This window comes from Pseudomonas sp. H2_A10 (assembly GCF_054680085.1).
On record NZ_CP162821.1, the window covers coordinates 3,967,467 to 3,979,334 of the forward strand.

Here is an 11,868-nt window from a genome sequence, read left to right on the forward strand (position 1 = left end):
GACGAGCGCCGGGTGGTTATTTGCCGCTGTAAAGATTCAGATCGCCAAAATGCTGCTTCTGGATCGAATCATAGGTGCCATCGTCGTGAAGAGCCTGGATCGCTTTATCCAGCAAGGCCTTGAGCTCTGTATTGCCCTTGGCGATGCCGATGGCTGTTTTGGAGGGAAGATAAGGGCTCTCGACCGACGGGCTCATTTCGTAGTCAGCGCCCTGGGGGGAGTTGATAAAACCCAGTTGGGCTTGAAGCGCATCCTGAAGGGATGCATCCAGCCGCCCCGCTACCAGGTCGTAATACACCTGATCCTGGTTCTGATAGGACTGGATTTTTATCCCGGCTTTGTCCAGCACGGCCTTGGCGTAAGCTTCCTGGATACTGCCTTGAAAATAGCCAACCGTTTTGCCTTTGAGTGATGCCACATCCGTGCTCAGGTCCGACCCCTTCTTGAACACATAGGACGTGAATCCGGAGAAAAGCTCGCTTGAAAAATCAATGGCTTTTTCACGAGTGGCCGTCACGGTCATGGATGACAGGATACCGTCGAACTTGCCGGCCCTGAGGCCTGGAATCAGGCCATCAAAATCGCTTTCCACCCAGATGCATTTGACTGAAAGCTTGGCGCAAATCGCGTTGCCCAAGTCAATATCAAATCCCTTGAGGCTGCCATCGGCGGCCTTGGACTCAAACGGCGCGTAATTGGCATCTACGCCGAAACGCAAGGTGGAGTATTCTTTGGCAGACACTGCACTTGTGCACAACGCCAAGCCCATTACTAAACATAGCTTCTTTAGCGAAATCATAATTACATCCCTAGATATTGTAGTTGGATTAAGGGCAGTAAACATCCGACAGCATTAACCATGACGCTCGTTATTATTTAGCGAGACCTGCGTCTGGACTTGAACGTTACCTGAGTACGGCGACTTTACGAATATGGCAAATTGAACGTTATCACGAGCAAAATGCTCGCCTTTCAAGCAGACACCAATTTCATCATTAACAGTCCACTGACAATCAATACGGCGGCCACGATACGCAACAGCGTGGCGGGTTCACCCATGAAGAAAATACCTGCAGCAAAAGCTCCCACAGCGCCGATCCCCGTCCAGATGGTGTATGCCGTACCCAGCGGCAAGCTCTTCATCGAGAAGGACAACAGCGCAAAACTGGCAATCACGGTTACAAATGTAATGACCGTGGGCACTAATCGCGTAAACCCTTCAGATTGCTTCATCGAAAAAGCCCACACAACTTCAAATATCCCCGCAACTATCAAACTCACCCAAGCCATGAGCAACTCCCAATCAATAAAAAACACCAAGACTGTTTGCGCCAGGCGCAATTAACACGTCAACGTTATTAAAAAGACCCCCGCGAGGACGGGGGTAAAGACGGGTTGACCAAACCCTGGTTACATAGCGCCCGTATTCAAATCACTTGAATGTTGCGTCCAGCGCGAACGCAATATCCTTGATCAAGTCTTCTGGGTCTTCCAGCCCTACAGAAAACCGCAAATGACCGTACTGGCGGAACTCTTCGGGGTACTTGTCAAAGCCGCCTCGACCCTCTGCACCTACGTGCACGATCAGTGATTCGTCATGCCCTAATGAAACGGCCGACGTGATGATGCGCAGGTTCGAGACAAAGCGATTCTGGGTATCAGGATCACCCTCTACGGCAAACGCCATCACAGCACCATAGCCCTTGCCCGCAAATTGCCGGCGCGCCAACTCATGCTGCGGGTGGGAGGGCAAACCGGGGTAGTAGACGTAGGCAATCCGATCATCGCTATCCAGAAACTGAGCCAACTTTTCGGCCGAGTTCAATAATTGCTTCAAGCGCAGAGGCAACGTGACCGAGCCGCGCATGATCATCCACGCGTTGAACGGCGAAATGGTCGCGCCGAGGTCAACCAAGGCATCATTCTTGATCTTGTTGATCAACTGGTTGGAGCCGATCACTACCCCGCCCATGGCATCACCATGGCCATTGATGTACTTGGTCAATGAGTGAATGACGAAGTCGACACCGTGTTGACTTGCACGAAAAAATGGAGGCGGCGTGAATGTGGCATCCACAGAGATCAGCGCGCCATGAGCGTGTGCAATCTCAGCCAATGCCGCAATGTCTGCAACTTTCGTGGTGGGGTTGGCGATCGTTTCAGTGTGGATCAGCTTGGTATTGGGGCGAATGGCGTTACGTACCGATTCCAGGTCACCTACGTCTACGAAGGTTGCCTCAATGCCGTAACGTTCAGGCAGTAGTTCGGCGAAAAGCCGCCAGACTGCCTGGTAGGTGATGTCACTGACGATGACGTGATCACCACTTTTCAAGAATGAAAAAAATACCGAGTGCAAGGCAGCAACACCGGTCGCGAATACCACCGCGTCTTCACAACCCTCAAGGGCTGCGAGTTTTTTCTCAAGGCAAACCTGGTTGTGGCCTTGATTGCGTGTGTACACGAGCCCGTCCGGGCTCGACCAGTCCATGGTCGCGGGGTCTTCCGGCAAGAGATAGGAGTTCGCCATAACCAATGGCGTACGGACGGCGCCACTGGTGACATCCGCGACATTGCCGCCATGAACAGCAAGTGTCGCTGCAGATAATGTCGAAAGGTTGTGCTTATCGGGGCGCATGTCGATTCCTCGTTATTGTTGTGTAATTCATTCTTGAGTTGAGCGAATTGTTTAGCTTCCACTCACACCGTTGATGCAAATGACCTTGGGCTGCGTCATATCTTCGTAAGCAAAACGTACGCCCTCGCGGCCCATGCTCCCGTACTTGAAACCGCCGAAAGGCATTGCATCAAAGCGGTAGTCGGAAGAGTCGTTGATCATCACCCCGCCCGCCTCCAGTCGTTTAGCGGCGGTCATTGCAACCTTTAGATTGCTGGTGAAGATCCCAGCATGCAGGCTGTATTCAGGCTCGTTAGCCAGCGCTAACGCTTCATCCAGGGAGGCGACGCTCTGGAGGATGACCACCGGGCTGAACACTTCTTCGCACCACAACTTGCATTGGCGGTCGACGCCTTCCAGCACGGTAGGTGAATAGAGCGAGCCGTTACATGTGTTGCCAAACAACAACGTGGCGCCTTTGGCAATGGCGTCATTGACCACTTCCTCGGTACGCTTGGCTGACGCCTCGGTAATCATCGGCCCTACGTCCGTCTGCTCATCTGCAGGGTTACCGACGATCAACTTAGAGGTCTGTTCAACAAAGCGCGTTTTGAAGGTTTCATAGAGTGAGGCCTCGATGAGGATCCGTTGGGTACCGATGCAGTTTTGTCCGGCCGCCCAGAAAGCCCCCGACACGCATGAATCAACGGTTTCATCCAAATCACAATCAGCCATCACGATGACCGGCGCATTACCGCCAAGGTCCATCGCTAGCTTCTTGAGGCCAGCTGTACGAGCGATCTGCTCACCCGTGACAAAGCCGCCAGTGAAAGACACCATGCGCACCGCACGGTGGGCCACAAGAGCCTTGCCCAGGGCGGCGCCGCCTGTTGCGACGGTGGCAACAACCGGAGGCAGACCCGCGTCGATCAAGCACTCCACCAGCTTGATCGCTGATAGCGGTGTGAGCTCAGACGGCTTTAGAACAACTGCATTTCCTCCTGCAATGGCAGGCCCCAATTTATGCGCGACCAGGTTAAGCGGGTCGTTGTAAGGGGTGATGGCAACGATGACGCCCAACGGTTCACGGGTGAACCAGCCCTGACGGGATTCAGACCCGACATAGGCGTCAAAAGGAATGACTTCACCGGCATTGCGCTTGGCTTCTTCGGCAGACAACTTCAAGGTATTGACGCATCGCAACACCTCCTTTCGCGCCTGCTTCAGCGTTTTTCCTGACTCCGCGACGATCAGTTTGGCAAAGGAGTCCTTGTCACGCTCGACTGAGCTTGCGGCCTTTTCCAAGATACGCGCACGCTCATGGCGCGGCAGATCCTTGGCAATCAAGGCACCTAAAATGGCGGTGTCAACTATCGTGGTAGCGGATGATGCGGGTATGTCTGCCACTTCACCCACTTTGCTGCCGTCAAACGGGCTGAGCACCGTAATGGCCTTATAATCAGCAGCGAGCGAGAGACTCAAGCTATTCATGATTACTTACCTGACGTGGTTTTGTGGTTGTGGATGCTTACGATGTCGGCGAGCAAGGCAAATGCGGTTTCAAAACGACCTGCCCCCGCACCCACTACAGTGACGGGACCGAGAATGGCCGTGTTGAAGGTAATTGCGTTGGTGGCTCCGCTCACGGCTGAGAGCGCGTCGCTCGCCGGCAAGAGCTTCGGACTCACTGATGCTGAAATCGAACCATCGCTCCGTTTCTCTGCGCTGCCAATCAGCTTCCAGCGGGCATTTGCTTTCGTCGCCTCGGCAATATCCTTGGCCGTGATTTCAGAAATCCCTTTGCACAGGACGTCGCTTGGTTTGAGTTTTGCGCCTAGCAGTTCATTGGCGAGGATGACAACCTTCAAGCGCACATCGTGCCCTTCTACATCCGCTGTTGGGTCAGCTTCGGCATACCCCAGTTCCTGCGCTTTTGCGACAGCACTGGAGAAGTCCAACCCCGTCTCCATGCTGGAGAGGACAAAGTTTGAAGTACCGTTGAGAATCCCCTTGAAGCCGGTGATTTCCGAGCCTGCCAGTGACTCCTTGGCCAAACGGATAACCGGGGTCCCACTCATGACAGAACCTTCAAATTCAAAGCAGGCGCCGGTGCTATCGGCCAGCGTCTTCAAGCTTTGTGCATGCAGCGCCACGGGCCCTTTGTTGGTGGTCACGACACTGACGCCCTTTTCCAGAGCCCAGCGGCAGAAGGTCGTAGCCGGTTCACCATCCACAGGATTGGTGAACGTTGCCTCAGCGACAATATCGGCGCCAGAGAAGCGGATAACGGTTTCGTTTGCCGGCTCAGCAGTCCCGCCGGCCAGGGTCCTGAAACTGCCTTTAGCAGCAGGCACTGCTGCCAATTCACGAGCGTCCAGGCCGTCTTTGTTAATGATCGAACCGAGGTAAAGGTCACTGACACCGACAATCTTCAAGGTAAAACCTAATTCATCGGCCCAACGCGAATTCTTATCGGCAATAAGCTGGGTCAGCGCGCGGTTAACGCCACCAAATCCAAGCAACGCAATTTTGTATTCAGTCACGACAGGGTTCTCATTGTTATGTTGTGGTGCTGAGATAGTAAGCCGCCAACTTAACTTTACGAATATGGCAAACAGAACGTTGTTGCGAGCAAAATGCTCGTACAACAGCGCAACTTGCTATTTTGTGCTCGACAGAACAAAAGACGTTACGGTATTCAGGACTCCCGGCAGCGTCGAGATCTCACTCCATACCCTGTGGATACGATCTGCATTCATCGCCTGAACCGTCAGTACAATATCGAGGTCGCCACTCATCACATTGCAGGAAATAACTTCAGGCATTGCACCAACGGAACGAACAACTTCTGAATCTCGCATACGATCCTTACGATAAACGAAGATTAATGCATTAATGGGTCCTGCATCAGCTGAAGGCATACCTTTAATAATTGTGTAGCCTCGGACATACCCATCGCGCTCCAATCGCTCAATCCGCAGCCTGACTGCGTTCCTGGACAAATTGACTTTTAGGGCAATATCGTTGTGGGCCAACCGTGCATTGCGAGTTAGCTCCTCCAAAATCTTTTCATCAACTTTATCTAAAACACGTTTCATCTCTGGCTCCGGACTTATAACGAGTGAGACTCCGTGTCTTTTGATAATGCCCTGACCAGTGAGATCAGCGACCTGACGTCGTTGGGAATTGAAGTACAGTCTTGTTCAGCAACTACAGGAACACCAATTGTATTTAGGTGGCCAACAATCTCTGACTTTTGGGTTGCAGTGCCAACTTTCGACGGATGTGTGGTTGCCAGGCAAATCATGGGGATCATCAAGCTGCGTCTGCTTACACGTGCAGCGCGCAAGCCGATGGCGGTATTGGGACTGACCAGATATCCACTCTCTGCAAAGACCTCATGAATACAACTGAATGCGTCTGCATCGTCCACAGCCAGTGAGTCAAACAGTTGGCGTGCCTCCAACCATTCATCCTGCGCTAACTGAATAGTTCCCTCGCCTTCTAGCAACTGCATATTACGAGCTACTTTTTCTCCGCATCGATTTAAAATGCTCCACTGTAGGCGCTCAAAATTAGAGGCTAATGAAACATTCATCGTGGGAATTTTGGTAGCACGAATTTCATTTCGACTGTACAGATTTGATTGGAGAAAGTTATGCAGTCCGGCGTTAGTATTCGTGGCAACGATAAGCTGTCGAATCGGCAGTCCCATTTGCTTGGCAATATAACCAGCGTACAGGGCGCCAAAATTTCCAGTCGGGACACTGAAAGCAATCTCTCTTTTAGGCGCACCGAGCTGAAGAGCAGAATAGAAATAGAAGGAGAGGTGCGCAAGTACGCGAACCCAATGCACTGAGTTGAACGAAATAAGATGCTGCCGTGCATTATTACTTTGTTTCAGGAACTGCTCACACAAACGATGACAATCAGAATAGTCTCCGTCGACCGCAACATTCACAACATTATCTTCGTGCGTACTCAGTAAGCGTATGCGATCCTCCGCCGTTAACCCCATGGAAGGATGCAATACCAACAACGTAACGCCCTTCATTCCCGAAAATGCTTTTATTGCTGCGGCGCCAGTATCTCCACCTGTACAACCTATAATCAGCGCCTTCTTACCAGACCTGAGTAAATCATGATCGATAAAGCGAGACATCAACTGAAGGCCAACGTCTTGGTAGACGCCTGACGGCCCATGAAACAATTCGAGTATCCACTCGTTACTTGCGGTCTGGTACAGCGGTGTCACTGCGTTGCTTTTAAAACAATCAAAAATCTCGTCAAGCATCCGAGACAACAGATCCTGCTCGATCCATCCCCCCAGAAAGGGCTCGATTACGTAGCGAGCCAATTCATGGAAGGGCAACCATTCGAGCTTTGAGAGCTCCTCCTTTTTGAAGCGGGGAACCTTGTGCGGCACGTACAAACCACCGTCAGGCGCGTACGCCCCCATCAGCACCTCGCTGAATTCGTACGTTCTACCAGGGGTCCGTGTGCTGACGTATTTCATGATCCAAGACACCCTCAAGCCATTTCCGAGCCGGCCGCCTGCAAGCTGGGGCTTCTGCGGAATTCAATGCGGTAGCGTTAATCGCCTTTGATCCAGCTTCATACCAATGACCATAAAAGTCAATATATCGACTATTATATCTCGCTAACGGTATTCCGTTCCCGTTACACGAACCCCCCTTTTGTCCAAGCCCATGGGATGTGCGAGGGCCGACAATGCTTAGAAATGGGAGAACACCATGTGTGCCAAGAATCTGCTGCACTCGCTTTATCAGTACAAGGCATGGTCTGAGGATGTGTTATTCAGGTGCTTGAAAGCGCCCATTTCGCAGTCGTTTCCTGTGGAAATGGAGAAGGCCTGTTATTGGCTCAGGCACATCAATATTGTGGACCAACTATTCATCGCCAGACTGCAGGGAAAACCGGAGGAATTTGACGACGTCGTCACTGAGCAGCGGCAAGACATTCGTCAGTTGGAAGAGGCTTTCACAGCGGCAAATCAATGGTTTGTCGATTACACGAAATCAGTCACTGCAAAGGAGCTGTCTGAACCGGTGGAATTTATTTTCAAGGATGGCAAACCCGGCAACATGACCAAAGAACAAATCCTTGCTCATGTGCTTTCTCATGGCCTGCAGCATCGAGGAAGTGTTAGCACGATCCTACCCAGGGAAATCCTGGAGGGACACCAAGATCATTTCACAACGTTTTTGAAACTGTAGGCAGTTGGATTTCTGCCTCCTCAACCATGATGAGGCAGAGTGTTCACCGCAGTGCTCAGCTCAATTCGAGCGCGTCTATCACCGCTGCAATTTGCTTGCGTCCTTCCCCTTCGATGGTTCTAAGCGGCAAAGGCACGCTCGGAGAGTGAGTAATGCCGCGTAGCTCCGCTGCAGTGGCTATCACGCGAAAGCTACCGCCAAATTGGCTGAACAATGCCCAAAGCGGCTTCAAGGATTCGGAGAGGCGCATAGCCTCAAAGGCGTCACCTGACAATGCTGCTCGTGTGATGGCGAGCGCTGTATTGGGGAACAAACCGCCCATGACCGAATACCAGGCATCGCAGCCGGCATTCATTCCAACAGCGGCAAACGCATCGCCGCTTATTCCAATAGTCACGTGACTCGGAATCAATTTCCGCAGGCGCTCCACACGCTCCCTGGCCAGATGTGGCGCCTCGGGGACGCCAGGGATTTTGATTGAGCTGACATTGGGTAGCTCTGCAATACGCCCGTGTAACTCATCGGTAAATTCGAAATGAGTGGTACCAGGATTGTCATAGACACATAGCGGGATTGAGACGTTGGCCGAAACCATTTCGTACATCGAGAACACATCGTCCTGAGCAAGTTTTTGATATGACACGGGTGGCAGCAGCAAGGCTTTGACCCCCACGGCTTGCGCATCCTCAGCCAGCAGCAAAACGTCGCGTGTACGCAGCGCGCCGATGCTCACCATCACAGGCACGTCCTCCGCGGCCTCTACTGCCAACTGAGCAACTCGAGAACGTTCGGCTCGAGAAAGATACGCATAGCTTCCGGTGGATCCTAGAGCCCCGATGGAATCTACTTTAGCTGCCACCAATTGCTGCACAAGACAAGTAAAAGCATTTTCGTCCACACCCTGCTCATCCATAGGGGTCAGAGGAAATGCACTAAGACCGGTAAACATCGTCATCACTCCTTGCAGTGGTCTATGGACTATTTGGCCCCAGGACCAATCAGTGAGCTTTCGATCTGGACGCCTGGCATCATTTGCTGCAACCCTTCGATGAGTTTGTCCCCCGCTTCCGTCAGGGCTTCAAGCGGCATCGCCGGCAGACTCTCCAGAATGAACCACATGCTCCTCGCGTCAGCACCGAGACGGGTCCTGACACCTTGCCGCCAATTCCAGCGACGGCAGGTCACGCCTTTGTCATCGCGCCAGACAACCTCGCCGGCATCCGGATACTCGAAGGCAGCAGCCCCCTCTTTCATCGTGTCAAAAGCCTCAGTGCCATCAGCGACTACGAGCCGTGGGGAGCCCACATAGGCTTCAATGTTTTCCCCGCCAACCGGGATGGCGTACTCAATGCTGATTGCGTTGTAGAGATCGACGATGGGATCCAGGCTAGGCAAGCTGCCGTCACGTAAAACTCGTTTACGCAGCGCTTCAGCTGAACAAGGTGTGCGCTGCGGCTTGGCCCCAAACTTTCGAAAGGTCTCAGCCCATGCAGCCAGATGGCCTTCTCCCCAGCTTGGCCCACCTTCCTGCACAGCCTTGCAAGCACGGTCCAGCGCAGCCTGGGCCACCTCAGGATGAGCCAGTGGTGCAGCTTCCACCACGATACTCAGGGCCCTGAACTCCGGCGCCAGCTCGGCAACGGCTTGATCGATTAACGGCAGTACGGACAGCATCAAAAACCTCCAGGAACCTAAATGTCATTTCATGCTAGTCAGCGACGACCAATAAAGTCAATATAATGACCATTATCATCTAATATAACGGCTGAGCCGATTGACGGAGCTACTTATAAAGGCCGAGAATCCCAGCACATTTTTCTCATGACCTTCATCAATGACCACCAATACCAGCCTGTCGACTACCCCTGGCGCTGATGCTCATGCCGTCAGCCTGGCCGTTGCGCGCACACTTAAACAGGCACGCAAAACACAGAAGATCACGCTGGATGAACTTTCCCGCCGTGCTGGCGTGAGCAAAGGAATGGTTGTCGAAATAGAGAAATGTACGGCGAACCCCAGTATCGGCATCCTTTGCAAAATCGCCGCCGCGCTTGGACTGTCTGTTGCAGACATCGTCAATGTGACCGAAGCCCCATCCGCCCATATCATCGACAGCCAAGACATCCCCACGCTCTGGACCGGTGACCTGGGAGGAACGGCGCGCCTCCTGGCGGGAACGTCCGGCCCTAATATGATCGAGCTGTGGCGTTGGGAAATGCATCCAGGCGAATCTTTCGCTTCACAGGGGCATCCTCAGGGCACGCTTGAACTGTTTCATGTGGAGAAAGGCACGCTGAAATGCGTGGTAGGGGAAACAGAGTTGGTCATCCCTGCGGGGAGTTCGGCAGTGGCGAAAACCGATGTACCTCATTCCTATTCCAACGCTGGCAGATCCAAGTTGGTGTTCACCATGTCCGTGACGGAGATGCATCAGTAGATACCGGCAGACTCGCAGCCAGTGAGCATGTGTAAGGCGAGCGAACCAGCCAATTTCAAAAGGGCTGCGCCACCGAAAGCCATCAAGCCCCACGTAGCATCACCGCCAGGGCGTGCACTCGCAATTGCGAGTGCATCGCATGCAACTGGGGGCAAAATTGGGGGCATATTTGATATTTTTCTGCCTGAAAATATCGTCCTAGAGCCTAGTCAAAATGTTCTTCGGCGCCCCTGAGAGCCTTTAGGCTTCGTCTGGCAGGCTGTTTAGCTGAGCATTTCTGGCTTTTCATGGGCATGGAGATCCATTCATTTGCAAGCCCGCCAGTCCCGTTGCCTCACCGAAATCGCCATCAATTTATTCTGGCCCAGCAAATACAACCGCGCCCCGTCAATAAATGGTTCAGGCACCTGATGTTCGATCTGTTCGGCGATTAACTGCGCGCGCAGCCTTTACTGCCAATGCGAAAACCTTGGAGCGCAGGTGCGACACCTTCGGCCAGACCGCATGCACATCAGCGTTACCGAAAAACGACTTGCGACACGAAGCAGACATTAGAGCAGGTAAATAAGCCCGTCGTTTTTCTTCCTTTGGCCTCGTTTTTTGCCAGCAGATTTCAGGTTGCTCACCGAGCACTCCGATAGAATCAGGCAATACTAAAATCGAATCAGGCATAGTTCCCAGCCACTCTCCGCCCTAGCATAGCCTGACCTTATATATTCAGGAGTGCGCCCCATGCGTGCAGAAAAAACCATTTTTATCACGGGCGTTAGTAGCGGCTTTGGCCAGGCCCTGGCTAAGGAAGCTCTCGCTCAGGGCCATCGAGTGATCGGCACTGTTCGCAGCGAATCCTCTCTGGCAACGTTCCAGGCGCTCTTGCCTGAGAGAGCCCATGGCGTGGTGCTGGACGTTACCCACTTTAATGCCATCGACGCCGTCGTCGCCGCTATTGAGGGTCAGTATGGCCCGGTGGACGTGCTGGTTAACAACGCGGGTTATGGCCACGAAGGGGTTTTCGAGGAGTCGTCGCTGGAGGAAATGCGCCGTCAGTTCGACGTCAATGTATTCGGCGCGGTGGCGATGACCAAGGCGTTTGTGCCCTTTTTTCGCCAGCGGCGGGCGGGACGTATCCTCAATATCACGTCCATGGGTGGCTATATCACCATGCCAGGTATTGCTTACTACTGCGGCAGCAAATTTGCCCTGGAGGGCATCTCTGATACGTTGAACAAAGAGCTTGCGCCCTTCAATATTTTTGTAACGGCCGTGGCGCCGGGGTCTTTCCGAACGGACTGGGCAGGTCGTTCGATGCAGCGTACGCCGCGCAGTATCAGTGACTACGATGCGACTTTCGACCCGGTGCGAAAAGCCCGTGAGGAAAAAAGCGGCCTTCAACTGGGCGACCCGCAGAAAGCCGCACGCGCCATGATGACTATTATCACCAGCCCTAATCCGCCGGCTCAACTGCTGCTGGGCAGCGACGCCCTGGCTCTGGTGCGTGACAAGCTGCAGCGGACGGCGGAGAGTATTGAGCAATGGGAAGCGCTGAGCTGTTCCACGGACGGCTGAGCATAAAAGTGGAG

At 53.1% G+C, this 11,868-nt stretch carries 12 protein-coding genes; 3 read left to right on the top strand and 9 right to left on the bottom strand.

Annotated elements, in window-relative coordinates; all coding sequences use genetic code 11:
• Positions 1 to 16: 16 nt before the first annotated feature.
• The 7 genes from AB4O23_RS18685 to thrC all read right to left on the bottom strand — a co-directional run bounded on the left by AB4O23_RS18685 (position 17) and on the right by thrC (position 7,130).
• Positions 17 to 799, bottom strand: a complete 783-nt coding sequence (locus AB4O23_RS18685; protein ID WP_027616443.1) for a transporter substrate-binding domain-containing protein — start codon at positions 797 to 799, stop codon at positions 17 to 19.
• Between the two features lie 173 nt (positions 800 to 972).
• Positions 973 to 1,290, bottom strand: coding sequence for a DMT family transporter (locus AB4O23_RS18690; RefSeq protein WP_122675166.1), 318 nt, complete (start codon positions 1,288 to 1,290; stop codon positions 973 to 975).
• A 142-nt stretch (positions 1,291 to 1,432) separates the two neighbouring features.
• Positions 1,433 to 2,635, bottom strand: coding sequence for a trans-sulfuration enzyme family protein (locus tag AB4O23_RS18695; protein WP_139645610.1), 1,203 nt, complete (start codon positions 2,633 to 2,635; stop codon positions 1,433 to 1,435).
• A gap of 51 nt (positions 2,636 to 2,686) precedes the next feature.
• A complete protein-coding gene (locus AB4O23_RS18700; RefSeq protein ID WP_122675014.1) occupies positions 2,687 to 4,105 on the bottom strand; it encodes an aldehyde dehydrogenase family protein in 1,419 nt (472 codons plus the stop codon).
• A 2-nt stretch (positions 4,106 to 4,107) separates the two neighbouring features.
• Complete coding sequence (locus tag AB4O23_RS18705; protein ID WP_122675015.1) at positions 4,108 to 5,157, bottom strand: homoserine dehydrogenase; 1,050 nt, start codon at positions 5,155 to 5,157, stop codon at positions 4,108 to 4,110.
• 117 nt (positions 5,158 to 5,274) lie between these two features.
• Entirely contained in the window at positions 5,275 to 5,712 is a 438-nt protein-coding gene (locus tag AB4O23_RS18710) for an Lrp/AsnC family transcriptional regulator (RefSeq protein ID WP_027606629.1), read from the bottom strand.
• Between the two features lie 14 nt (positions 5,713 to 5,726).
• Complete coding sequence (thrC, locus tag AB4O23_RS18715; RefSeq protein ID WP_135196280.1) at positions 5,727 to 7,130, bottom strand: threonine synthase; 1,404 nt, start codon at positions 7,128 to 7,130, stop codon at positions 5,727 to 5,729.
• A gap of 238 nt (positions 7,131 to 7,368) precedes the next feature.
• Between thrC and AB4O23_RS18720 the strand changes: the two genes are divergently transcribed.
• The gene (locus tag AB4O23_RS18720; protein WP_027616437.1) at positions 7,369 to 7,851 is read left to right on the top strand and encodes a DinB family protein; all 483 of its coding nucleotides are present in this window, start codon (positions 7,369 to 7,371) and stop codon (positions 7,849 to 7,851) included.
• Positions 7,852 to 7,906: 55 nt separating this feature from the next.
• On the opposite strand, the gene AB4O23_RS18725 is transcribed toward AB4O23_RS18720, so the two are convergent.
• Together AB4O23_RS18725 and AB4O23_RS18730 are read right to left on the bottom strand one after the other, a co-directional pair.
• Positions 7,907 to 8,800: a dihydrodipicolinate synthase family protein gene (locus AB4O23_RS18725; RefSeq protein WP_460060246.1), complete on the bottom strand. Its 894-nt coding sequence runs from the start codon at positions 8,798 to 8,800 to the stop codon at positions 7,907 to 7,909.
• 29 nt (positions 8,801 to 8,829) lie between these two features.
• On the bottom strand, positions 8,830 to 9,525 hold the full coding sequence (locus AB4O23_RS18730; protein WP_027616435.1) for a B3/B4 domain-containing protein: 696 nt from the start codon (positions 9,523 to 9,525) through the stop codon (positions 8,830 to 8,832).
• A gap of 160 nt (positions 9,526 to 9,685) precedes the next feature.
• On the opposite strand from AB4O23_RS18730, the gene AB4O23_RS18735 reads away from it, so the two are divergent.
• Positions 9,686 to 10,288: an XRE family transcriptional regulator gene (locus AB4O23_RS18735; RefSeq protein ID WP_027616434.1), complete on the top strand. Its 603-nt coding sequence runs from the start codon at positions 9,686 to 9,688 to the stop codon at positions 10,286 to 10,288.
• 732 nt (positions 10,289 to 11,020) lie between these two features.
• A complete protein-coding gene (locus tag AB4O23_RS18740) occupies positions 11,021 to 11,854 on the top strand; it encodes an oxidoreductase (protein WP_058426034.1) in 834 nt (277 codons plus the stop codon).
• The last annotated feature ends 14 nt before the right edge of the window (positions 11,855 to 11,868 follow it).

What these genes read in the sequence shown, in the direction of transcription:
- AB4O23_RS18685 (WP_027616443.1), bottom strand. Translation starts at nt 799, where the DNA reads ATGATTTCGCTAAAGAAGCTATGTTTAGTAATGGGCTTGGCGTTGTGC.
- AB4O23_RS18690 (WP_122675166.1), bottom strand. Translation starts at nt 1,290, where the DNA reads ATGGCTTGGGTGAGTTTGATAGTTGCGGGGATATTTGAAGTTGTGTGG.
- AB4O23_RS18695 (WP_139645610.1), bottom strand. Translation starts at nt 2,635, where the DNA reads ATGCGCCCCGATAAGCACAACCTTTCGACATTATCTGCAGCGACACTT.
- AB4O23_RS18700 (WP_122675014.1), bottom strand. Translation starts at nt 4,105, where the DNA reads ATGAATAGCTTGAGTCTCTCGCTCGCTGCTGATTATAAGGCCATTACG.
- AB4O23_RS18710 (WP_027606629.1), bottom strand. Translation starts at nt 5,712, where the DNA reads ATGAAACGTGTTTTAGATAAAGTTGATGAAAAGATTTTGGAGGAGCTA.
- thrC (WP_135196280.1), bottom strand. Translation starts at nt 7,130, where the DNA reads ATGAAATACGTCAGCACACGGACCCCTGGTAGAACGTACGAATTCAGC.
- AB4O23_RS18720 (WP_027616437.1), top strand. Translation starts at nt 7,369, where the DNA reads ATGTGTGCCAAGAATCTGCTGCACTCGCTTTATCAGTACAAGGCATGG.
- AB4O23_RS18725 (WP_460060246.1), bottom strand. Translation starts at nt 8,800, where the DNA reads ATGTTTACCGGTCTTAGTGCATTTCCTCTGACCCCTATGGATGAGCAG.
- AB4O23_RS18730 (WP_027616435.1), bottom strand. Translation starts at nt 9,525, where the DNA reads ATGCTGTCCGTACTGCCGTTAATCGATCAAGCCGTTGCCGAGCTGGCG.
- AB4O23_RS18735 (WP_027616434.1), top strand. Translation starts at nt 9,686, where the DNA reads ATGACCACCAATACCAGCCTGTCGACTACCCCTGGCGCTGATGCTCAT.
- AB4O23_RS18740 (WP_058426034.1), top strand. Translation starts at nt 11,021, where the DNA reads ATGCGTGCAGAAAAAACCATTTTTATCACGGGCGTTAGTAGCGGCTTT.